The sequence below is a fragment of the Pseudomonas sp. S4_EA_1b genome (assembly GCF_016307435.1).
Classification (GTDB): Bacteria; Pseudomonadota; Gammaproteobacteria; order Pseudomonadales; family Pseudomonadaceae; genus Aquipseudomonas; species Aquipseudomonas rhodesiae.
The window spans coordinates 13,482-35,647 of record NZ_JAEILC010000038.1 but is presented as its reverse complement, the minus strand read 5'-3'; the positions used below and the strand labels follow the sequence as shown (position 1 = coordinate 35,647).

Here is a 22,166-nt window from a genome sequence, read left to right as displayed (position 1 = left end):
CACCCCATACCCCGTAAAAGCCCCTCCAGTGCAGGGAATCGCAGGTTTTTGCCTCGCCCCATACCCTGCCTCCAGCCCGCTGCCTTGGCCGCGCTGGGTGGTCTGCAGGGGCGCAGAAAATGCGCCACGTTTAGCCCGCGGGCGTGGCGGGGGGACGAGCGCGCGCGCCGAGTGCTGAAGCACACCACCTCCCTGTTGTGGCACGTCAGTGTCCCGCGTGTACCACCCGACTCCGGGGCCTGGCGTCGGCGGTGCCTAGGCCAGTCCTGGCTGCGACTGCTCGCTCGACCCATACAGGCTGAAAGCCCCGTGTTTATTGGTTCACGCAGCCCCCTAAGCTTGCCGTGACAGCCAGCAAATGCTATGTTGGACTGGGTTTTTTCACGCTGCTGAAGCGCAAACTTTCACCTGTGCCAGCTCAATTTTCCGACCCAATCTCCTCCTCCCCCCTTACAGTTCGTCGCCTCAAATCGCGTCGTGACCAAACGCGATATACTGTATGCGCATACAGTATTGGATTCGTGCTTATGAACGATGATGAAGACACCCTAGGATGGCTTGGCCTCCCTACCCCACTGCAGATGTACCGACAGCATTGCCGTCTACTGGAGAACGAGATCCAGGAGCTCAACCTGCAATTACGCAAAGCGCGGGCAGACGTTTTCGGTATCAGTCAGATGCTGCTGGAAACCCAGACGAAGAACATTGAGTTTGCGGGGTATCTCCGTGAGCGCGGCGCCGAAGCGGCAGTAATGCGTAAGCAAATCGCCGACCTCACCACCTCGGCTAATGTGAGCAGGCGGGAAGCCGATGAGTTGCGACGGATCTTCAATGAAATGAGACCTCGACCGACCACGATTGTCTAAGGTCAATCGGAAAGAGGGTTTGCCATGTGCGGAAGACTGTCGCAGTACCGGGGAATTCACGACTTTGTTGCGGCACTAAGCATGCCCAATGCCCTGGCAAACTCGGTGGGTGATCAGCCTATCGAGCGCTACAACGTCGCCCCAACAACCCACGTTGCGTTACTACACCTGCAGGGCGAGCTGCTGCACGCCGATCCGGTGCGGTGGGGATGGCGTCCGCATTGGGCAAAAGACCGAGCCGCTCCCATCAATGCACGCGTCGAGAAGGTAGCCCACGGCCCCTTCTTCCGGGCGATTTGGCCGCACCGGGCAATAACGCCCATAGACAACTGGTTTGAATGGGTGGATGAAGGCGGTCCGAAGAAACAGCCTTATCTGATCCGCAGGCGAGATGGCGCGCCGATCCTGTGTGCAGCTATCGGCCAACTACCAGACGCCGATGAAGGACCAGGTGAGCATGACGGCTTTGTGATCATCACCGCCGATAGCGCTGGTGGCATGGTGGACATCCATGACAGAAGGCCCGTGGTACTTACGCCCGACCTTGCCCGCGAATGGCTTGATCCGGCAACGCCAAAGGAACGTGCCGAGCAGATGGTGTTGCACCAGGGCGAGCCGTCCGAGACCTTTGAATGGTTCAAGGTCAGCACCGCCGTGGGCAACGTGAGAAATAAGGACGCCAGCTTGATTGAGCCCGTTCCTTAGAACAGCCCTCCGAAGGCATCGGGCTCCCAATTCATGATCACCAGCTCCCCGCTGACCTCGGCTTTCCCCTGCCGCTGATTAGCAGTGCTGTATCGGATGTCCACCGTTTCGAAGTGGAACCCATCAAACACACGCCGAATATCGGGGTGGTCGTTAATGCTGACCATCACCTTGCCCTTGCAGCGGCGCATAAATTCGGCCATTCGCTCGTAGTTTTCAAAAGGAAAGTCCACGCCATAGCCTGCGGTCTGCCAGTAAGGCGGGTCCATGTAGTGGAAGGTATGCGGCCGGTCGTACCGCTCCGCGCATTCCAGCCAGCCCAGGTTTTCTACGTAGGTACCCGACAGCCGTTGCCAGGCAGCAGATAGGTTCTCCTCGATCCGCAGCAGGTTGATGGCCGGGCCAGTGGTTGCTGTACCGAAGGTCTGCCCGCTGACCTTGCCGGCGAAGGCATGGTGCTGCAGGTAGAAAAACCGCGCGGCCCTCTGGATGTCGGTGAGAGTTTCAGGCCTGGTCATCTTCTGCCATTCGAACACCTGGCGAGAGCTGAGCGCCCACTTGAACTGGCGCACGAACTCTTCCAGGTGGTTCTGCACCACGCGGTACAGAGTCACCAGGTCGCCGTTGATGTCATTGAGAACTTCAACCGGCGCGGCCTGGGGCCGCATAAAGTAGAGCGCGGCGCCGCCGGCAAAGACCTCGACGTAACACTCGTGAGGTGGAAACAGCGGAATAAGGCGATCTGCCAGACGGCGTTTGCCGCCCATCCAAGGGATAATTGGTGTGCTCATTAAGTGATCCTTGTTTCGACATTTGGATTCGCTTAGGCTTCGCACCCCCTGCGCAGTGGGGCGAGGCCTTGGTTGGAGCACTCGGCGTGTTCGAGTGATTCAGCGTCGAGCGGGTGTTAGCGCACCAGCTCGTCGCCTCGTTTGCTGCGCAGGGGGTTTTACCCCTGCGCCGGAAGCTCATAAGGGCGGAAGCGAATCACCTCATCCCCCAGCCATTCATTGATCTGCGCCAGTCGTGCCTGAATCGGCTCCAGCTCGTTGAGCGCCCACACCTGGGCGGCGTCGCGGATCGACCCGAACCCGCCCGCGTTCTGCGGCACGATTCCCATGAGCTGTGGCGGGATGCGAAGCGCCGCCAGCAGGTCATCGCGGCTTATGTTCTTGATCGAGGCGAAATCGTCCTTGGCCGCCACCTCGCTGATCGGGATCAGCTGCATACCATCCTTCTTGCCGCCCGGGGCGTACATGAAAAGGTTGCGGAAGTTACCAGGCCCCTTGCTGCTCTTCATCGCGTCGCGCAGGTCAGTGACGAAATCCTCGTTCTGTGCTGCGTCGGTCATGTACAGGATGAACCCGGCATGCGAGCCGTTCTGGTAATACTTGCGGCGGAACAGCGTGGCCGACTCGTTGAGCAGGGCGCTCTGCAGAGCCGCCAGCCACTCCGGCAAACCGTAGACCTCCTGGTTGATATCCGCCTCACGTAGGTGGCAGACGCTCCCGCCCTTGAACTCGTGCTCGTCCTTCCATCCGCGCACCTGGTAGTAGGTCACCAGGTCGGTACCGCGCCGCATATACTTCGCCAGGCACGGTTGCAGGCCAAGCGCCTGGCGCAGCATGTTGTCGCGCTTCTCCAGGTACAGGTTGCCGCACCACCCCCAGTCCATGACTATCTGCTCGAACGCCGCCCGGCTCAGCAACTGGTGAGGGATAAAGGTGCGCGCCAGTGCGTTGCGTTTGAAGTTGAGCCCAGACTGCAGATACACGCTTGCCTTCGTCGAGCGGGAAAGGCCGTCCAGGGATACAGGCGGCTCATACCACCGGCCATTGGCCCAACACTCCAGATAATCGAGGATCTCCCGACCATCGAGCACCGGCACCGGATCGCCGAAGGTGAAGGCCATCGACTGGCCCCCCTGATCCTTGACCAGCAGCTCGCCTTCTCGCGCCTGGGTAGTTGCCGCCAGGTCCTGGCTGCGGCGGTTGCGATTCTTGGTCATCAGTAGATCTCCATGATGCCGGTGTTGGCCGCTGTCCGGCCCTCCAGCGGCTCGTTGTGCAATGCGTGAAAGAGCGCCCACGCCAGATCGGCGTGGCCGGTGCTGTCGTTGCGGCCCGCGACATAGGTGAACTGGCGTCCGCCTGGGGTAATGGTCTTGCGGATGGCCATGAGCGACTGCGCGATGTCAATCCAGCCGGCATCGAATTCAAGGCGACCCTTGCTGATCACGTCCCACGCCTTCATCACCAGGCGGGTCTTAACTTCGGGGTTGTAGGAAAACGTTTTCAGCGCCGGGAAGAACTGGCGCACCAACTGAGCAACGGCGCTACCGATGCCCGTTGTGTCGATCCCGATATAGGCCACGTTGTAGCGGCGGGTAACCTGACGGATCGTTTCGGCCTGCGCGGCGAAGTCCATGCCCCGGAACTGGTGGCGCTCCAGTACACGGAACTTGCCACCAGCCACCAGCGGCGGTCCCACAACCACCAAGCCGGCAGAGTCGCCGCTCTCGGCAGGATCGTACCCAACCCAAACGGGCCGCTCGCCGAAGGGCCGCATCGCAAAGGGGCTGTAGTCTGGCCAATCCCAGCTTTCCACCATGCACGGCTGCAGCATCGACAGCGGGAAGATGCTCTGCCCGTCATCGACAAATTGGCACATCAGCAAGTTCTGGAAGGCCGCCGCATCGTATTCCTCACGCAGTTCGTCCAGGTCAAACAGATCGCAGCCGCGTGCTTCCGCATCGAGGATGGTGACAATCTGGCGCCAGATGCGGTCCTCGCAGTACCGGCCCTGCTGCAGCGCCTCGTGACTCACGTCCAGCTGAATATGCTGGGCCGTTGGCTTGCCCTTGTTGAAGCGCTCGCCCGTCCAGTAGTTGTAGGCTGGGTGCGCCATGCTGCTGGGCGTCGAGAAGTAGGTCTTACGCCACTTCTTGTGCAGAGCCATACCCGAGGCCACTTTGTTGATCTCGGCGAAGCCATGAACCCAGAAAAACTCGTCGAAATAGAAATTTCCGCTGCGCCCCTGCGCCGTGCGGTAGTTGGTTCCCAGGAAATGCAGCTCGGCGTTGTTCCACAGAACAATGGGGTCGCCACTCAGCTTTACCCCCAGCACTTCGTTGAGGAAGGACTGCATGTAGGTCTTGAACTGGTGCGCCTGCGCCTTGCTGGCCGACAGAAAAATCTGGTTGCGGCCCGTGGTGATAGCGTCGATCAGCGCCTCGCGGGCGAAGTAGAACGTCGCGCCTATCTGCCGGCTCTTCAGGATCATGCGGGTGCGCATGTTCCCCGCGCGGTGCCAGTCAAGCTGATAGTCGAAACAGCTGTCGCGGAACGCCTCGACCAGTGTCTCGATCTGCCCTTCGTCCAGCTCGTTGCGCTTGGGTGCCTTCTTGGGCCCCTCGTTTCGCTTGGCTATGTTCGGGTTGAGGTCCGTCTCGCTCCCGCCGTCCTGGTAGCGCTGAATTCTGGCTTGCCGCTCCAGTTGCCGGTGCAGCAGGTCGATTTCCTTGAAGTCCCCGCCGGTCTTGCCATCCTTGAGGATCAGCTGCACCAGGCGCGCCTCCAGCGCCCCGCCGATCCGCTCCACGTTGTCCGCCCGGTCCCACTCGTCCCGTGCTTTCCAACTGTGCAGGGTCTTCTCTTTCTCGCTGAGATAATCGGCGATATCGGTGATGCGCCAGCCCGTCCAATACAGGAACTTGGCGTGGCGGCGCGGATCGGTGGTCGGCTGGGCGATTGCATTCATGACGCAGATGCTGCCGCTCACGCGCGCGAGCCCCTAACTCCGCGCCCTGTAGCGCGCCCAGCTACAAGCTCAGAGCGTTGCCGCGCGTTCCTCCACTGTCGACCATGCCCTCAACGCAACGGCAACCGCCGCCAACGCATCGAGGACAGCCCACATGGCCGCAAGCAACGCCCCCGCCCAGAAATTCCGCTCTAACTGGTTCCGTGTCGCCGTTGAAGGCGCCACCAGCGATAAGCGCAAGATCGAGCGCACTTGGCTGGAGCAAGCCGCCAAAAATTTCAGCCAGAACACCTATGGCGCCCGCGTATGGCTGGAACACTTCCGCAGCCTGCTACCGGACAGCCCTTTCAAAGCCTACGGCGACATCACGGCGGTCAAGACTGAAGAGGTTGAGATCGCCGGTCAGAAGAAGCTCGCCCTGTTCGCCCAGATCGAACCAACCCCTGAGCTGGTGGCCATGAACAAGGCCAAGCAGAAGATTTATACCTCCATCGAAATCGACGAGAGCTTCGCCGACAGCGGCGAGGCCTACATCGTCGGCCTGGCCGTGACCGATTCGCCAGCAAGCCTGGGTACCGACGTGCTCGCATTCTCTGCGCAGAAGCCAGACGCCAGCCCATTCAAGGATCGCCACTACTCCGCAACCTCGATGTTCACCGAGGCCCTGGAGACTGAAATCAAATTCGAGGAAGTCGCAGAAACGGAAAACAAGGCCTTGGGCCTGTTTAACCGGGTCATGGATGCCCTCGGCAAGAGCAAGGACAAGTCTGTCAAGGATGACGCCCAATTCTCCGAGCTGACGGAAGCCGTTGAGGCGCTCGCCAACCACGCCAAGGACCAGGGCACAGCCTTCACCACCGAGCAGACCAAACTCAACACTCTGCAAACCGCCCACGAAAAACTGGCCGGCGAATTCGCTGACCTGCTCAAGCGCCTGGGTGACACCGAAGACCACAGCCAGCAGCACCGCCCACCAGCTACGGGCGGCGACGGCAAAGTGCTGACCAAGTTCTGACACCACCCAGCCCGCACCCGGAGAACACCTAATGCGTAACGTAACCCGCCTCGCTTTCACCGCCCTGGCCGCGCAGATCGCTCTGCTCAACGGCGTTGCCAGTGCAACCGAGAAATTCAACGTCGCCCCCAGCGTTCAGCAGACGCTGGAAACTGCCATGCAGGAATCCAGCGCCTTCCTCAAGGCCATCAACCTGATCGGCGTCAACGAGCAAACAGGCGAAGCCCTGCTCGCCGGGGTCAATGGTCCCATCGCCAGCCGCACCAATACCGCAGCGGGCAACCGCCGCAACCCGGCCGACGTCTCCAAACTGACCAAGGACGTGTACGCCTGCAAGCAAACCAACTTCGACACCGCGTTCCCCTACGCGCTACTCGACGCCTGGGCCAAGTTCCCTGACTTTCAGGTACGCCTGACCAACGCCATCATCGAGCGCCAGTCCCTCGACCGCATCATGATCGGATTCAACGGTACCAGTGCGGCATTGGCTACCGACCGCGCTAACAACCCCCTGCTGCAGGACGTCAACAAAGGCTGGCTGCAGAAGATCCGGGAAGGCGCCGCGGATCACGTTATGGATGAGGGCGCGGTCGCTGGCAAAGTTACCGTAGGCGGCACCAAAGTGATCAAGGTGGCCGGCGTCGACACCGGAATCAGTGGCGACTACCAGACCCTCGACGGCCTGGTGTTCGACGCCATCCAAATGCTCGCCCCGTGGCACCGTAGCCGTCCCGACCTGGTGGTACTGGTCAGCCGCGACCTGATGCACGAGAAGCTGCTCAAGGCGGTGGAAAAAGGCGCAGCCTCCAACCAGGAAGAGAACGCCGCACAGGAAATCGTCAGCCGCGCCCGTCTCGGCGGCCTGCCAGTGGTCGATGCCCCGTTTTTCCCGGAAGGAACCGTGCTGGTCACCTTCCTCAAGAACCTCTCCATCTACTGGCAGGAAGACGCCCGCCGACGCCACCTGAAAGACGAACCGGAGTACGACCGCATTGCTGACTACCAGTCCAGCAATGACGCCTACGTCATCGAGGACTTCGAGGCGGTTGCTCTGGTGGAGAACGTCGAGGCCATGACCTACCCAGCCCCGACTGAGGCATAAGCCATGGCCCTGACCCTTGCTCAAAGCACCCAACTGCGCAAGCGTGCCGCCCAGGAGGCGGCGCGCACCGCGCCCGCAGCGCTTATGGATGGCCTCACCAGCTACGAGCTCATGCTCGCCAAGCTTCAGCAGGATCAATTGCGCCTCAAGCAGGTCCAGTCGCAACAGAACAAGGCGAAGGTCAAGGGTGAGCTGCTCCCGGAATACGTGCCCTACGTCGACGGCGTCCTCGCCGCCGGCCAGGGTGCCCAGGACGACGTGCTTGTCACCATCATGGTCTGGCGCTTCGACGCGGGCGACTACGCCGGCGGCCTGGACATCGCCGAGTACGTCATCCGCCACAACCTGCAGACGCCGAACCGCTTCAACCGCACCACCGGCTGCCTGGTGGCCGAGGAAGTGGCAGAAGCCGCACTGACGGCCCAGAAGGCCGGCAGCGTATTCGCGCACGACATCCTGACCCGCACTGCTGTGCTCACCGCGGAACAGGACATGCCGGACGAAGCTCGCGCCAAGCTTACCCTCGCCCTGGGCCGTTCCACTCTGGTCGGCCTGGACGAGAACAACCCAGGCCACCCTGGCCAGATTCAGGCCGGCATTGACCTACTAAAAAGCGCCATCCAGCAGCACAACAGCTGCGGCGGCAAGAAAGACTTGGAGCGCGCTGAGCGCCTCCTCAAGAAACACGCTGGTGCTGCCAGCTAACCGAGCGGTCCCCCGCACCCGGGCGGCTCGGGGCGGATCAGCAGGGTGACTCCTTCCCGCGCTGTGAAGCCCCGACCACCGCCCACCAATTCAAGGCCCTACCATGAGCGGATTCATTGCGGGCGGCGACACCAGCGCCGCCTACCCGATCAGCAACGCGGACTTCTGGCCGGAGATCGACGGCCAGCAACTGCGCGCCGCCATGCGTATCGACTCCAGCGTCACTGACGACCGTCTCGAAGTGGCCACCGTAAACGTCATGATCGAGGCGAACCGCGAGCTCGCCACCTACCGCGCCGCGCGCCAAGCCGAAGGCCACGCCACGCTGGCCGACGTGCCAGCCGAGAAGATAAAGGGCGAAAGCCAGTGGCTGCACCTCTACCGCCGCGTCATCTACTGCGGAGCTCTGGCAGAGCTGATCGAGCGCTACAACAGCTTCGACGCGACGAACAGCGGCGAGCAGAAGGTGACCGAAGAAGAGAGCAGCCCCGATCAGCTGCGGCGCGACGCGCGCAAGGCCCTGCGCACCATCCTTGGCATCAGCCACGCCACCGTGGAGCTGCTCTGATGAACAAGTCCAAGATCATCGACTGGAACGAAATTTCCCGCCTCGGGCTGCTGGAGCGGATCAACCGCGAAATCATGCACCCGCTGGGATACGCCGTTTCCCGTGAAGTCGACTCCGGCCGATCACCAGGCGCGCTCGTCTCAGAGGACGGCCCCTGGGTTTATCCCGACCAAGTCGAACAACAGGGGCGCGACTGATGGCCACCGTAATCGCCGCCCAGGGCGACACCGTCGACAGCCTCTGCTGGCACTACTACGGCCGTACTGCGGGCGTCACCGAGGCCGTCCTCGACGCCAATCCAGGCCTCGCCGACTTAGGCCCGATCATCCCCCACGGCACCACCGTCATCCTGCCGGACGCCGCCCCTCAACCCGAACAGCGCCAAGTGGTGAACCTATGGGACTGATCTACCTCACCGCGTACAAAGGCGAAGACAACCTCTTCAGCCGCCTGCCATTCGTGCAGCTCGCCCGCTCTCTTCCACAGGACGCAAGGAATGTCACAGATGCCTGATCGCCCCGAAACCTGGGCCATGCTGCTCGCCTGGATGGAGCAGCACCACCCACTCATATATGCCGCCGTGCTCTCGGCGTTGCTCGCCTCGGCCCGCTTCATTTATTCCGGCGGCAGCCTTCGTCGTGCCCTTGGCGAAGGCTTCATCTGCGGCCTCATCACCCTGGCAGTGACCAACGGCCTGGCCCTGTTCGGCATCCCTGAGCAGTTCGCCCCCTTTTTCGGTGGTGTGGTCGGTCTGCTCGGCGCCGACTACGTCCGCTCCAGTCTCAAACGCATCGCTACCCGCAAGGCAGACCAGCTATGACCGAAGCCCTCAAACACGGCGACAAAGGCATTGCAGTCCGCCGCCTGCAGCAACAACTCAACGCGCACGGCTCCAAGCTGGTCACCGATGGCGACTACGGCGACGAAACCGAAAAGGCCGTCCGCGCGTATCAAGCCAAGATTGGCCTGGTGGTCGATGGCAAGGCCGGCGAGAAGACCCTCGCCGCACTAGGCGGCACCGACTGCAGCAAGCTACTGCGCAATGCGACCCTAGCGGCAGCGGCTAAGCGACTGGGCGTCGAGCTGGCCGCCATCTACGCCGTCAACGAGGTCGAGAGCGTTGGCTCCGGCTTCCTGGCCACCGGCAAACCGAAGATCCTCTTCGAGCGCCACGTTATGCACCGACGCCTGGCCTTGCCGCGCGCCGAAGGTGATGACCAGGCCGCTCTGCGCCGCCACGCCGACGAGCTCGCCGCCCAGTATCCAGCCCTGGTCAACACCAAGCCCGGCGGCTACATCGGCGGCGCCGGGGAGCACCAACGCCTGGCCCAGGCCCGCATGATCGACACGCTCTGTGCCAACGAGTCGGCGAGCTGGGGCGCCTTCCAGATCATGGGCTACCACGCCGAGCGCCTGGGCTACGCCAGCGTCGACGAGTTCGTCCGTCTCATGAGCCAGGATGAAAACCAGCAGTTCGAGGCGTTCGTCCGCTTCATCGAAGCCGACCCAGCCCTGCTGAAGGCTCTCAAGGGTAAGAAGTGGCCAGCCTTCGCCAAGGCCTATAACGGCCCGGCTTACGCCCGAAACCTCTACGACGTAAAGCTCGAACGCGCCTATGAGCAGCACGCAAACTGCGGTTGTGGGCAGGAGGTAGCATGAAAAAGATTGCCTATCTCGATATCAGCCCGCGCATGACTGGCAAGACCGCTCGCTTGGTGAAGCTGGCCCAGGCGCAGCTGGATCTTGGACGGAAGGTGTGCTTCGTCACCATCCGTGGCGTGGTACCGGAAATCCAAAAAGTATTGCCGCATGCTCTGGTCGTTGAAGACGGCCAGCCCTTCCCTGCCGGCCTGAACGCCGATGCCTACACCTGGTTCTACGATGAGTTTGACTGGCTGAAGAATGTCAAAGTCAGACCAGGTGGCTACTACGCCACCACAGCGCGCTTCCTTCGCAAGCTCGGTGATTGCTCATCCAAAGACGACACACTGCTACAGCTCATTCAGGCCGCTGGAGGGCGATTCGAGCGGTTCTACTGGCCCTCCGATGCTGAGGTTGATGTAAAGGAGTGGCGCGCATTCTATGCACCCGACGACTTCCGCCGGCTCTGCCTGGGAGAAGTGTTCGCATGAGCCGACTGCGCCAGATTGCGGCCGTGATTGCGTTATTTAGCGCACTGGCTTTGTTGTTGTGGGGACTCCACCAACGCAGCCAGGCCGAGCAGGGGCGCACCGCCCTGGCCCAGGAAAAGCTGGCTACCGTCAACGCCCGTGTCGAGCGCGACGCCACCACCATCACCACCCTGCGCACCAACCTGGCAGACGAACGCCAGGCCCAGACCACGCTGCAACAGACTGGCCAGGACCTGCGCCGCGAGCTGGACGTCCGCAAGCAACAGATCAAGGAGTTGAAACGTGAAAACGCTGAACTACGCGAATGGGCTGCTGCTCAGTTGCCTGTTGCTGCTCGCCGCCTGCGGCAGCGTCCCGCCATCACCGGAGCAGACGCATATCGTGACTGGCTGTCCGGCCGTAACGCGCTGCACCCTGAGCGCGACTGATCCGGCCACCAACGGCGAGCTCCTCGACGACCAGGACATCACCGAGGCCGACTGGGCAGCCTGCGCAGCCAAGGTCGACATGGTCTACGAGTGCCAGCAGAAGGCAGCCAATCCATGAACAAACCCAACAGCCTCCGCGAGCACCTGCTCACCGCCGTCGCAGGCCTCAAGAAGAACCCCGACCGGCTGCTCATCTTCATCGACGCCGGCAGCGTCCGCTGCACGGCGGCTAAGGGTCTGTCCTTCGAATACACCTACACTCTGCAGGTCCTGCTCACCGACTTCGCCGGCCATCCGGATAGCGTGTTCATCCCGGTGCTGGAGTGGCTGCGCCGCCAGCAGCCGGAGCTGCTCACCAACCTGGAGCGCGGCAAGGATGCCATCGCCTTCGAGGCCGACATCCTGGACGGCGGCAAGGTCGATATGTCCCTCAAGCTGCCGCTCACCGAGCGCGTCATCGTCAAGCGTCTGGATGATGGCAGCCTCAACATCAGCCACCCCGAAGAGCCGGACTTCGAGCTGTGACAGACAACCTCCACGCTCTGGAAGAGTGGGCCGGCCTGCTGCTCGCCAAGCTCTCCCCTGGCGAGCGCCGCAAACTTGGCAACAACATCGGCCGCGAGCTGCGCCGCAATCAGCAAAAGCGCATCGCCGCCCAGCGCAACCCGGATGGCACCCCCTACGCCACCCGCAAACCCCGCCAACTGCGCGGCAAGGTCGGCCGCATCAAGCGCCAGATGTTCACCCGTTTGCGCCAGGCCAAGTACCTGCGCCTGCAGAGCACCCCCAATACCATCGCCATCGCTTTCGCCGGCCGTGTCTCACGCATCGCCCGCGTCCACCAGTATGGCCTACGCGACCGCCCCGGGCGCGGCCAGGCCGAAGTGCAGTACGACCGCCGTGAGCTGCTCGGCTTCACCGATGTCGACCTCGAAATGATCCGCGACCGCCTCTTGACCCACCTCACCGCCTGACATCGCGCTGTAGCGCGCCCCGCTACAGCCCACGGCAAGTGCACCCCGCGCGCGCGAGCTGCAACATCAGCGGCATGAACCAACTCGCCGAACTTGCCCGCCTCATCGAAAACCTCGTCCGTCTCGGCACCATCGCCCAGGTCGACGTCGCCAAGGCCCGTGTGCGCGTGAAATCCGGGGAAATTACCACCATCTGGCTGCCCTGGTTGGCACTGCGCGCAGGCACCTCTAAAGAATGGAACCCGCCCACCGTCGGCGAGCAAGTCGTCCTGCTGAGCCCATCCGGCGTGCTCGCCCAGGGAGTCGCCTTGGTCGGCCTGTTCAGTGACGCCAACCCGGCCAACGGCGACCGCGAGGGCCTGCATCGCCGTACCTATCCAGACGGCGCTGTTGTCGAGTACGACTTCGTTGCGCATGTGCTCCGCGCCATCCTGCCCGACGGCGGCGTCACTCACCTAGTCAGCACTGGTGGCATCCAGATCGACGGCCCTATCACTCACAACGGTGACTACACCCAGACCGGAAATCAGCACGTTACCGGGACGGTGAACGTTAGCGAGGATGTCATCGCCGCCGACATCAGCCTGCGCAAACACCGCACCAAGGGCATCACCAAAGGCACCGCCGTTTCGGAAGGGCCAACCCCATGATCGGCATGAGCACCAAGACCGGGCGCGCCCTCCGCGACCGCCAGCACCTGGCTCAATCCATCGCCGACATCGTCACCACGCCGCTCGGCAGCCGCATCATGCGCCGGGAGTACGGCAGTCCGATGGCAGACCTCATGGACTGGCCGCTCAACAGCGCCACCCGCCTGCAAGCCTATGCGGCCATCGCCATGGCCCTCATGCGCTGGGAGCCACGCATCCGCCTCAGCCGCGTGCAACTCACCCCCACCGACGAACCGGGCGGCGCCGTACTGGACGTCGAGGGGACCGTCACCGACACCAACGAAGCGCTCAGCCTGCGCGTACCGCTGAGCCTGGGGGCCTCCACATGACCACCACCTTTACCCCTATCGATCTCAGTCGACTGCCAGCGCCCGTCGTAGTCGAGCAGATCGACTACGAGGCGATCCTCGCCGAGCGCAAGGCATACGCCGTCAGCCTTTGGCCGGCCGATCAGCAGGCCGAGGTGGCCGCCACCCTCGCCCTGGAATCCGAGCCGCTCACCAAGCTGCTTCAGGAGAGCGCCTATCGCGAAACGCTACTCCGCCAGCGTGTCAACGAGGCCGCTCTTTCCGTGCTGCTACCCTTCGCCCAGGGCGCGGACCTGGAGCAGATCGGCGCCCGTTTCAACGTCGTGCGCCTGGTCATAACACCGGCCAACCCGTCTGCAGTGCCTCCGGTGGCGGCTGTTCTGGAGGACTATGAGAGCCTGCGCGAGCGCATCCAGATGGCAATGGAAGGTCTCAGCACAGCCGGCCCACGCAACGCCTACATTTTCCATGCCCGCAGCGCAGATGGTCGCGTCGCCGATGCTTCGGCGATCAGCCCGGCGCCGGCCGAGGTCGTCGTCACCGTACAGAGCGCCTTGGGCAACGGCACCGCAACGCCCGATCTGCTCGCCGTGGTCGCCGCCTATCTCAGCGACGAAGACCGCCGGCCAGTGGCCGACCGCCTCACCGTACAGAGCGCCAAGGAGCTGCCCTACACCGTGGAGGCCGTGCTCTACCTGAATAGTTCTGGCCCCGAATCCGAGCCAGTTCGCGCCGCCGCTGAGACCCGCCTTGCTGCACTGGTCAACGCCCGCCGTCGCCTCGGCCAGGAGATAAACCGATCCGCCCTGGACGCCGCTCTGCACATCGAGGGCGTCAAGCGCGTTGAGTTGCCCGGCTGGGCTGACGTCGTCGCCAGCCTCACCGAGGCGCCTTACTGCACTGATTACAGCGTCACGGTGGCCGAGTAATGGTCGCGCACCTACTGCCGGGCAACGCCACCGAGCTGGAGCGCCTTGCCGCCCAGGCTCTGGCGCAGATCGAGCGTGTGCCTGTGCCACTGCGCGACCTCTGGAACCCGGACGCCTGCCCCGTGGCGCTGCTGCCCTACCTGGCCTGGGCCTTCTCGGTCGACCGCTGGTCCCAGTCCTGGCCCGAGAGCGCGAAGCGCAACGCTATTAAGGCCGCTTACTTCGTCCACTCTCGTAAGGGAACCATCGGCGCGCTGCGCCGCGTGGTCGAACCGCTGGGCTACCTGATCGAGGTGCGTGAGTGGTGGGAGGAAGTGCCCGTGGGCGTGCGGGGCACTTTCCGCCTGCTGATCGGCGTGCTCGACACCGGAATCACCGAGGCCATGTATCAGGAGCTCACTTGGCTGATCGACGACGCTAAGCCGTTAAGCCGCCACCTAACCGGCCTGACCATCAGCCTGGAAAGCACCGGCACAGCTTTTATCGGGGTCAGTGTTTACGAAGGCGACGAACTCAGTGTTTACCCACCGACTCAGCGCGACATCGATGTCAGCGGCTACCTTGCCGTCGGTGGCCGCGAACATCACATCGACACAATGGACATCTACCCATGACCGACCAAAACAGCCAATTCTTCGCGATCCTGACCGCAGTCGGAGAGGCCAAGCAAGCCAACGCCGATGCGTTGGGCGTGCCGTGGACTTTTGCCCAGATGGGTGTCGGTGACGCCAACGGTACAGACCCGATTCCCAGCCGCACGCAAACGAAGCTGATCAATGAGCGCCGACGTGCACCACTCAACCAGGTGAAGGTCGATCCGAAGAACGCGAGCGTCATCATCGCCGAGCAAATCATCCCTGAAAGCATCGGTGGCTGGTGGATTCGTGAAATCGGCCTTTACGATGCAGCCGGGGACCTGGTCGCCATTGCCAACTGCGCACCGACGTTTAAACCCCTGCTTACCCAGGGCTCTGGTCGCACCCAAGTCATTCGGATCAACCTGATCGTCAGCAACACCTCAAACGTCGAGCTGAAAATTGATCCCTCGGTGGTCCTAGCAACGCGGGAATATGTAGACACCTGGTTTCTCAACGTATTACCGGAATCCCGGCCAGAGGGCAGGTACACGCGGGTAAACATCAACAAGCGCGGCATTGTCGTTGGCGGCGATAACCCTTCGACATTTCAAGATATGGGCCTAGTTGGCGGCAACTTGTTGGACTCCATCAACATGGCCGATGCCAAGGCAATCTACATCCAACCTGTAGGCTCGCCGTACTGGGCAAGCGGCCTCATCGCTGGGAGCAACGGAGGCGAAAAAGGCGGGCTTGGTTTTACCGGAAGTTACAACACCATCACCTCGGTGTTCATGGGGCTCGGATCTGCGCCGTGGGGCAGTGGCAATGGTGTTCGAGTCACCTCCAACGGGGTCGATATCACCGGCCCGATCACCGGTGTCGGTTCGGGTCTGACAGGACTCAAGTTTTCGGCCTTGACGGGTACCCCCAACACGCTGGCCGGGTACGGTGTTTCATTCGCCAGCCAGGTAGAAGCCGAAACAGGGGCAGATACCAACAAGCCTATGAGCGCTCTGCGTGTCTTTCAGGCAATTGCCGCGAAAGTCATCCAAGCCACTGAGAGCGCGATGGGCCTTGCACGTATTGCCCCACAGAACGTAGTCAACGCCGGCAGCGATGACAGCACCATCGTGACACCGAAAAAGCAGCGCTGGGGATTTAGGATTCTGATTGGGCGGGTCGGGTACATCGTATTCCCAACCTGGTTAGGTGGTTGGATTGTTCAATGGAACGCGGGGGTCACGCTGAAAGGCTCCGTGGTCAACACGACTTACTTTCCAATTCCATTCCCAAACGATGTCGGTGCTGTAGTCGTTGGGGCGTACAACAACAATGTCTCAGGTGACTACAGTGTTCGCTTGAGCGATGGCGCAGCAGGCTCTTCGGGCGCCGTCTTTGTAGACCATTTTACGACCTACAACACCGGAGTCACGGGCTCTGCGGGTTTGAGTTTTATCGCGGTAGGTACTTGAGGACAAAGACATGAACTACGCAACCTTTCACGCTGACGGAACTCTTCACCAACGTCTGATTAAGGGCACTCATGAGATCCCGAAAGGCGCTGTCGAAGTTGATAGTGCGTTATGGCTAAGGCTCATCCAGGAGACCGACGGTGTTTGGTCGATCACTACCGAGGGAAAGATAACTAAACAGCCGTTGCCTTCAGCTCCCCAAACCCGAGAGGACGTCGAACGTCTGCGTTTAGCAGCCTATGCCGAGCCTGTTTTGGGATCTGATCGCTACTTCGCTGAAGCCAACCGCATGCAGACTATGGGCGAGGCCGGCTGGGAGGCCGTGAGAGATGCCGGCATTGCCCGCTTCCACGAAATCCAAGCGCGATATCCGTGGCCTGAAAGCCAGGGCGCGCAATAAGTTGCTATTTCTTCTGGCATAACCAAACCCCTCCACTCCCCTCGCTCGCCCAATCGGCGAGCGCGGCAGCCTGTTCACGGTCATTCCATCACCTGGAACAAGCCCTCCGAGCCGGTTTTCCCCGTGCGTCCTGTAGCGCGACCCGCTACACCTCCCGCAGCTCGCCCCGCCTGCGCGCGCGCGTCACTCTCAAGGTTCACTGAAACGGCATCACGCCCACCAGGAGCAGCCCAATGGCAACCGACTACCATCACGGCGTTCGCGTCCTCGAAATTAACGAGGGCATCCGCCCAATTCGCACTATCGCCACCGCCGTGGTGGGCATGGTCTGCACCGGCAGCGACGCCGACGCGGCTACCTTCCCGCTCAACACCCCGGTGCTGCTGACCGACGTGCTTACCGCCTCCGGCAAAGCCGGCGAGCTGGGCACCCTAGCCCGCAGCCTGGACGCCATCGCTGACCAGGCCAACCCCGTCACAGTTGTGGTCCGCGTGGCCGACGGCGAAGGCGCCGACGCCGCCGCCAAGGAAGCGAACCAGACCACCAAAATCATCGGCGGTGTCACCGCCCAGGGTCAGTACACCGGCCTCAAGGCCCTGCTGGCGGCCGAAGTGCAACTCGGCGTGCGCCCACGCATCCTGGGAGTACCGGGTCTGGACAACCTCGCCGTCGCCACCGAACTGGCGGCTATTGCCGAGCAGATGCGCGCCTTCTCCTACGCCAGCGCCTGGGACTGCGAGACCGTCTCTGAGGCCATCGCCTATCGTGACGGCTTCGGCTCCCGCGAGCTCATGCTCATCTGGCCGGACTTCGTCAACTGGGACACCGCCACCAGTGCCAACGCACCGGCCTCGGCCGTCGCTCGCGCCCTGGGCCTGCGCGCCAAGATCGACGAGCAAGTCGGTTGGCACAAAACCCTGTCCAACGTGCCGGTCAACGGCGTATCGGGCCTGTCCAAAGACATCTTCTGGGACCTGCAGAACCCCGCTACCGACGCCGGCCTGCTCAACGCAGCGGAGGTCACCACCCTTATCCGTCGCGAAGGCTTCCGCTTCTGGGGCAACCGCACTACCAGCGCCGACCCACTGTTCGCCTTCGAGAACTACACCCGCACCGCCCAGGTGTTGGCCGACACCATGGCCGAGGCCCACTTCTGGGCAGTGGACAAGCCCATGCACGCCAGCCTGGTCAAAGACATCATCGAAGGCGTGAACGCCAAGTTCCGCGAGCTGAAAACCGGTGGCTATCTCATCGACGGCCAGTGCTGGTTCGACCCGGCTGCCAACGACGCCACCACTCTCAAGGCCGGCAAGCTCTTCCTCGATTATGACTACACCCCCGTCCCACCGCTGGAAAACCTGCTGTTCCGCCAGCGGATCACCGACCGCTACCTCATGACCTTCGCCGAGAGCGTCAAGGCCTGATCCAATTCACTTGCGCTGCCCCGACTGCGCTATAGGAGCGCCATACCATGGCCCTAGCCAAGAAGCTCAAGCACTTCAACCTGTTCAACGACGGTAACCTCTACGGCGGAATCGCCAAGACTGTCACCCTGCCCAAACTGGCCCGCAAGATGGAGACCTACCGCGGCGGCGGTATGGACGGCCCGGTCAAGGTCGACCTCGGCTTCGGTGATGACGGCATCGTCCTCGCCTGGACGCTGGGCGGCTGGGACCTGCTCGCCTTGCGCCAGTTCGGCGCGGTTCGTGCCGATGGCATTGCTCTGCGCTTCGCCGGTTCTGTTCAGCGCGAAGACGACGGCAGCACTAGCTCCGTGGAAATCTCCGTGCGCGGCCGGCATGAGGAGATCGACTTCGGCGAGTCCACCCCGGGCGAAGACACCGAGCATCAGATCAGCACCACCTGCACCTACTACAAGCTCACCGTCGACAGCGAGGTCATCACCGAAATCGACCTTCTGAACTTCGTGTTCATCGTCGACGGCGAAGACCTGCTCGCCGCGCACCGCAAGAACATCGGTCTCTAATCCGCTAACCGCCGGCGCGCATGCCGGCTTCACCCCCTGAACCAAGGAGCACCACCCCATGCAGACTCCAGAAGCCAAGCACGACGACCGCGCCACCGCTGCAGCGCCGGCAGCGGATCCGAGCAAGAACCCCAACGAAGAAGTCATCAACCTCGACACCCCTATCATCCGCGGCGAGCAGAAGATCGATCAGGTAACTCTGCGCAAACCCATGAGCGGCGAGTTGCGCGGCATGACCCTGTCCGACCTGGCACAGATGGACGTACTCGCCCTGCGCAAGGTGTTGCCGCGCATCAGCACGCCCAGCCTCACCGACATCGAGGTCGGCCGCATGGACCCCGCGGACCTGTTCCAGTGCGGGCTGGCTATTGCAGGTTTTTTGCTGCAGAGATCGGCGAAGGAAGCTGTCCTCGTCGCGTAGAAGACGCCATGGCCGACCTGGCCATGGTCTTTCACTGGGGGCCGGCGGACTTGGACCCGTTGCCCCTGTCGGAACTGATGGAATGGCGCGAGCGGGCCAGAAGCCGCTGGGAGAAAAGCGATGGCCAGTGATCTGAGAATGGAGGTGATCCTCCAGGCTATCGACCGTGCCACCCGCCCCATCCGCGCAGTGATGCAAGGAAGCGTCGGCCTCGGTCGTGCACTCAAGGAATCCCGAGACCAACTCAAGCAGCTGCAAGCTACGCAGAACGATGTCAGCAGCTGGCAACGTCTGCGCGCCATCAGCGCCAACACTGGAACCGCCCTCCAGGGCGCGCGTGATCGAGTGAAGGAACTCGGCCGCCAGATAGCTGCCACCGGCGCGCCGACCAAGCAGATGACGGCGGACATGCACGACGCCATCCGCGCCGCAACTACCCTCAAGCAAAAGCACCAGGAACAGCAGGCCGAGCTGCAGGGGCTACGAAGCAAGCTCAGCGCCGCCGGTATCAGCACACGCAACCTCGTCCAGGGCGAGCGCGAACTCCGCGACCGCATCGCAAGTACCAATCAACAGATCAGTGAGCAAACCCAGCGCATGCAACGCCTGGCTGCCCAGTCAAAGCGGCTGGCAAATGCCCGTGCCAGGTACGATAAAACTCAACAATTTGCCGGCAGCATGGCCGGCGCCGGCGCTGGTGCGGCGGCTGCCGGGGCGGCAATGGGCGCACCCGTGCTAAGCATAGTCAAGGACTACATGAGCTTCGAGGACGCCATGGCAGGCGTCGCCAAGCAGGTATCAGGTGCGCGCGACGATAACGGCCAGCTCACAGCCACCTACTTCGAAATGGCCGATGCCATCAAGTCCATGGGCGAACGTATTCCAATGGCCACCACCGAAATCGCCGCTCTTGTGGAAGGCGCAGCACGCATGGGCGTCCAAGGCAAAGACAACCTGCTCAGCTTCGCCAAGGTCGCCGCCAACGCCGCCACTGCATTCGAACTGCCGGCCGACCAGATCGGCGAGAACCTGGCGCGCATCGCAGACCTGTACAAGGTGCCGATCAAGAACGTGGACCAGCTCGGCGACGCCATCAACTACCTGGACGACAACGCCAAGTCCAAAGGCGCCGACATCATCGACGTCCTCCAGCGCACCGCTGGCGTCGCCGCCTCGGTCGGCATGAGCTACAAAGACGCCGCAGCCCTGGGCTCCACGTTCCTGAGTCTCGGTGCTACCGCCGAAGTCGCCGGCACCGCCACCAACGCGATGATCCGCGAGCTCGCCATCGCCACCCAACAGCCCAAGCGCTTCCAGGAAGGGCTGAAAGCGGTGGGACTTGAGGCAGAGGCGCTGCAGAACGGCATGGCCACCAATGCCACGGAAACTCTGCAGAACGTGCTGAACGCCATCAACAAGCTGCCGAAAACCCAGCAGCTCAGCGTCGCAACTCAGCTGTTCGGCAAGGAGTTCGGCGACGACGCATCCAAGCTCGCACAGAACATGGGCGAGTACCGCCGCCAGCTTGCCCTAGCCAACGACGAAGCGGGCAGAGGCTCCATGCAGCGCGAGGCGGACATCCGCGCTGAGCTCCTCTCGGCCCGTCTAGAGATGGCCAAGAACAGGGCGTTCAGTCTCAGCTCCACCCTAGGCGAGACGTTGCGCCCGACCCTCATCGAGCTGATCGAGAGCTTCAACCGTGTGGCCAGCCGTGTTACCGCATGGGTCAAGGCCAACCCTGCGCTCGCCGGGCAGATCCTCAAAACAGTGGCCGGCATCGCCGCGCTGGCCGCAGGCTTCGGCGCCGTCACTCTGGCCATGGCTAGCTTCCTCGGCCCATTTGCCATGCTGCGCTACGGCCTCACACTCCTCGGCATCAAGAGCCTTTCGGCTGTCACTGCCGTCAAAAGCATGGGCAGCGCTCTGCTGTGGGCCGGAAGGGCCGTGCTCTGGCTCGGCCGTGCGCTGCTGATGAACCCCATCGGTCTAGCCGTGATGGCCATAGCCACGGCCGCCTACCTGATCTACAAGTATTGGGACCCCATTAAGGCTTATTTCCTGGGCCTGTGGGCAGAGGTGAAGGAAGGCTTCAACGGCGGATTCGCCGGCATCGCTGCACTGATCCTCAACTTCTCCCCACTGGGCCTGTTCTACCGCGCCTTCGCCGGCGTGATGGGCTACTTCGGCGTCGAGATGCCTGGCAAGTTCAGCGAGTTCGGCGCCATGCTCATTCAGCGCATGGCCCAGGGCATCACCAATGGTCTAGCCAGCTTTCTCGGCTCATTCGCAATGCTGGGCTATGGCCTCACGCTCATCGGCATCAAGAGCATCCCTGCAGTCACCGCTATCAAAGGCATTGGCAGTGCCCTACTGTGGGCCGGCAAGGCCGTACTCGGGCTCGGCCGCTCGCTGTTGATGAATCCCATCGGCTTAGCAGTGATGGCCATCGCCACCGCCGCCTATCTGATCTACAAATATTGGGACCCCATCAAGACCTATTTCCTTGGCCTTTGGGCAGAGGTGAAGGAAGGCTTCAACGGCGGACTCGCCGGCATCGCCGCGCTGATCCTCAACTTCTCCCCCCTGGGTCTGTTCTACCGCGCCTTCGCAGGCGTAATGAACTACTTCGGAGTCGATATGCCCGGGAAGTTCAGCGAGTTCGGCACCATGCTCATGCAGGGCATGGTCCAGGGCATCACCAATGGCCTAGCCGCAGTGAAGGGTGCTATCACCGGCGCCGCAGACAACACGATCACCTGGTTCAAAGAGAAGCTGGGCATCCACTCGCCGTCGCGCGTATTCGCCAGCCTGGGCGGCTTCACCATGGCAGGCCTGGAGCAAGGGCTCGTCAAGGGCCAGCAGGGGCCGCTGGCTGCCGTCACCAATATGGGCAAGCAAATGGTTGCGGCTGGGGCGATCGGCTTCGGGGCTGCCGGCGGAACCATGGCCATGGACAACCGCCCACCCCTATCGGCCAATTCAGGCAGCAGCATCGTTGTCCAGGGCGACACCATCGAAATCAAAATCAGCGCTACCCCGGGCACCGACACTGACGGGCTGCGCGACATGCTCAACCAGTTGCTAGACGAACGCGAGCGTGCCAAGGCCGCCCGCATCCGCTCGCGTTTGGGTGACCAGGAGTAAAC

The 22,166-nt window shown here is 62.4% G+C and carries 29 protein-coding genes; 26 read left to right on the top strand and 3 right to left on the bottom strand.

Annotated elements, in window-relative coordinates; translation table 11 throughout:
- The first annotated feature begins 527 nt into the window (after positions 1-527).
- Entirely contained in the window at positions 528-866 is a 339-nt protein-coding gene (locus tag YA0848_RS13855; RefSeq protein WP_198731338.1) for a hypothetical protein, read from the top strand.
- Positions 867-890: 24 nt separating this feature from the next.
- Positions 891-1,571: an SOS response-associated peptidase family protein gene (locus tag YA0848_RS13850; RefSeq protein ID WP_198731337.1), complete on the top strand. Its 681-nt coding sequence runs from the start codon at positions 891-893 to the stop codon at positions 1,569-1,571.
- Here the strand turns inward: YA0848_RS13850 and YA0848_RS13845 are convergent.
- From YA0848_RS13845 to YA0848_RS13835, 3 genes are all read right to left on the bottom strand, one after another.
- Positions 1,568-2,362: a DNA adenine methylase gene (locus YA0848_RS13845; RefSeq protein ID WP_198731336.1), complete on the bottom strand. Its 795-nt coding sequence runs from the start codon at positions 2,360-2,362 to the stop codon at positions 1,568-1,570. The two genes, YA0848_RS13850 and YA0848_RS13845, sit on opposite strands and share 4 nt — an antisense overlap.
- A 158-nt stretch (positions 2,363-2,520) precedes the next feature.
- The gene (locus YA0848_RS13840) at positions 2,521-3,579 is read right to left on the bottom strand and encodes a phage portal protein (RefSeq protein WP_198731335.1); all 1,059 of its coding nucleotides are present in this window, start codon (positions 3,577-3,579) and stop codon (positions 2,521-2,523) included.
- Positions 3,579-5,330, bottom strand: coding sequence for a terminase ATPase subunit family protein (locus YA0848_RS13835; RefSeq protein ID WP_198731340.1), 1,752 nt, complete (start codon positions 5,328-5,330; stop codon positions 3,579-3,581). Before YA0848_RS13835 ends, YA0848_RS13840 begins: the two co-directional genes overlap by 1 nt.
- 154 nt (positions 5,331-5,484) lie before the next feature.
- Between YA0848_RS13835 and YA0848_RS13830 the strand changes: the two genes are divergently transcribed.
- From YA0848_RS13830 to YA0848_RS13720, 24 genes are all read left to right on the top strand, one after another.
- Positions 5,485-6,345: a GPO family capsid scaffolding protein gene (locus tag YA0848_RS13830; RefSeq protein WP_198731334.1), complete on the top strand. Its 861-nt coding sequence runs from the start codon at positions 5,485-5,487 to the stop codon at positions 6,343-6,345.
- 31 nt (positions 6,346-6,376) lie between these two features.
- Complete coding sequence (locus YA0848_RS13825) at positions 6,377-7,447, top strand: phage major capsid protein, P2 family (RefSeq protein ID WP_198731333.1); 1,071 nt, start codon at positions 6,377-6,379, stop codon at positions 7,445-7,447.
- A 3-nt stretch (positions 7,448-7,450) separates the two neighbouring features.
- Positions 7,451-8,152, top strand: coding sequence for a phage terminase small subunit (gene gpM, locus YA0848_RS13820; RefSeq protein ID WP_198731332.1), 702 nt, complete (start codon positions 7,451-7,453; stop codon positions 8,150-8,152).
- Between the two features lie 103 nt (positions 8,153-8,255).
- Positions 8,256-8,720, top strand: a complete 465-nt coding sequence (locus tag YA0848_RS13815) for a head completion/stabilization protein (RefSeq protein WP_177001734.1) — start codon at positions 8,256-8,258, stop codon at positions 8,718-8,720.
- Positions 8,720-8,917: a DUF7415 domain-containing protein gene (locus tag YA0848_RS13810; RefSeq protein WP_198731331.1), complete on the top strand. Its 198-nt coding sequence runs from the start codon at positions 8,720-8,722 to the stop codon at positions 8,915-8,917. The genes YA0848_RS13815 and YA0848_RS13810 overlap by 1 nt, the downstream gene beginning before the upstream one ends.
- Positions 8,917-9,126, top strand: a complete 210-nt coding sequence (locus YA0848_RS13805) for a tail protein X (protein ID WP_010213927.1) — start codon at positions 8,917-8,919, stop codon at positions 9,124-9,126. Before YA0848_RS13810 ends, YA0848_RS13805 begins: the two co-directional genes overlap by 1 nt.
- Positions 9,127-9,225: 99 nt before the next feature.
- On the top strand, positions 9,226-9,540 hold the full coding sequence (locus tag YA0848_RS13800) for a phage holin, lambda family (protein WP_010213928.1): 315 nt from the start codon (positions 9,226-9,228) through the stop codon (positions 9,538-9,540).
- Entirely contained in the window at positions 9,537-10,379 is an 843-nt protein-coding gene (locus tag YA0848_RS13795; protein ID WP_198731330.1) for an N-acetylmuramidase domain-containing protein, read from the top strand. Before YA0848_RS13800 ends, YA0848_RS13795 begins: the two co-directional genes overlap by 4 nt.
- Positions 10,376-10,852, top strand: a complete 477-nt coding sequence (locus YA0848_RS13790) for a hypothetical protein (RefSeq protein WP_198731329.1) — start codon at positions 10,376-10,378, stop codon at positions 10,850-10,852. The genes YA0848_RS13795 and YA0848_RS13790 overlap by 4 nt, the downstream gene beginning before the upstream one ends.
- Positions 10,849-11,280 carry an Rz-like lysis system protein LysB gene (gene lysB, locus YA0848_RS13785; RefSeq protein ID WP_198731328.1) on the top strand — a complete coding sequence of 144 codons (432 nt, stop codon included), beginning with the start codon at positions 10,849-10,851 and terminating at the stop codon, positions 11,278-11,280. The genes YA0848_RS13790 and lysB overlap by 4 nt, the downstream gene beginning before the upstream one ends.
- Positions 11,180-11,398, top strand: a complete 219-nt coding sequence (gene lysC / locus YA0848_RS36015) for an Rz1-like lysis system protein LysC (protein ID WP_232925109.1) — start codon at positions 11,180-11,182, stop codon at positions 11,396-11,398. The genes lysB and lysC overlap by 101 nt, the downstream gene beginning before the upstream one ends.
- Complete coding sequence (locus tag YA0848_RS13780) at positions 11,395-11,805, top strand: phage tail protein (protein ID WP_198731327.1); 411 nt, start codon at positions 11,395-11,397, stop codon at positions 11,803-11,805. Before lysC ends, YA0848_RS13780 begins: the two co-directional genes overlap by 4 nt.
- The gene (locus YA0848_RS13775; RefSeq protein WP_198731326.1) at positions 11,802-12,254 is read left to right on the top strand and encodes a phage virion morphogenesis protein; all 453 of its coding nucleotides are present in this window, start codon (positions 11,802-11,804) and stop codon (positions 12,252-12,254) included. Before YA0848_RS13780 ends, YA0848_RS13775 begins: the two co-directional genes overlap by 4 nt.
- A gap of 74 nt (positions 12,255-12,328) precedes the next feature.
- Positions 12,329-12,904, top strand: coding sequence for a phage baseplate assembly protein V (locus tag YA0848_RS13770; protein ID WP_198731325.1), 576 nt, complete (start codon positions 12,329-12,331; stop codon positions 12,902-12,904).
- Positions 12,901-13,254: a GPW/gp25 family protein gene (locus YA0848_RS13765; protein WP_198731324.1), complete on the top strand. Its 354-nt coding sequence runs from the start codon at positions 12,901-12,903 to the stop codon at positions 13,252-13,254. Before YA0848_RS13770 ends, YA0848_RS13765 begins: the two co-directional genes overlap by 4 nt.
- On the top strand, positions 13,251-14,162 hold the full coding sequence (locus YA0848_RS13760) for a baseplate J/gp47 family protein (RefSeq protein ID WP_198731323.1): 912 nt from the start codon (positions 13,251-13,253) through the stop codon (positions 14,160-14,162). Before YA0848_RS13765 ends, YA0848_RS13760 begins: the two co-directional genes overlap by 4 nt.
- Positions 14,162-14,776: a phage tail protein I gene (locus YA0848_RS13755; RefSeq protein ID WP_198731322.1), complete on the top strand. Its 615-nt coding sequence runs from the start codon at positions 14,162-14,164 to the stop codon at positions 14,774-14,776. The genes YA0848_RS13760 and YA0848_RS13755 overlap by 1 nt, the downstream gene beginning before the upstream one ends.
- Positions 14,773-16,212 (top strand): phage tail protein, encoded by a 1,440-nt coding sequence (locus tag YA0848_RS36010; protein ID WP_232925108.1) that lies wholly within the window; start codon positions 14,773-14,775, stop codon positions 16,210-16,212. The genes YA0848_RS13755 and YA0848_RS36010 overlap by 4 nt, the downstream gene beginning before the upstream one ends.
- A 10-nt stretch (positions 16,213-16,222) precedes the next feature.
- The gene (locus YA0848_RS13745; RefSeq protein WP_198731321.1) at positions 16,223-16,612 is read left to right on the top strand and encodes a hypothetical protein; all 390 of its coding nucleotides are present in this window, start codon (positions 16,223-16,225) and stop codon (positions 16,610-16,612) included.
- A 233-nt stretch (positions 16,613-16,845) separates the two neighbouring features.
- Positions 16,846-18,036, top strand: a complete 1,191-nt coding sequence (locus YA0848_RS13740) for a phage tail sheath protein (protein ID WP_177038461.1) — start codon at positions 16,846-16,848, stop codon at positions 18,034-18,036.
- A 47-nt stretch (positions 18,037-18,083) separates the two neighbouring features.
- Entirely contained in the window at positions 18,084-18,599 is a 516-nt protein-coding gene (locus YA0848_RS13735) for a phage major tail tube protein (protein ID WP_177038462.1), read from the top strand.
- 58 nt (positions 18,600-18,657) lie between these two features.
- Positions 18,658-19,020 (top strand): phage tail assembly protein, encoded by a 363-nt coding sequence (locus tag YA0848_RS13730; RefSeq protein WP_177038463.1) that lies wholly within the window; start codon positions 18,658-18,660, stop codon positions 19,018-19,020.
- Between the two features lie 8 nt (positions 19,021-19,028).
- Positions 19,029-19,151, top strand: a complete 123-nt coding sequence (locus YA0848_RS13725) for a GpE family phage tail protein (protein ID WP_010213954.1) — start codon at positions 19,029-19,031, stop codon at positions 19,149-19,151.
- Entirely contained in the window at positions 19,141-22,164 is a 3,024-nt protein-coding gene (locus tag YA0848_RS13720; protein WP_232925107.1) for a phage tail tape measure protein, read from the top strand. Before YA0848_RS13725 ends, YA0848_RS13720 begins: the two co-directional genes overlap by 11 nt.
- Positions 22,165-22,166 lie beyond the last annotated feature (2 nt).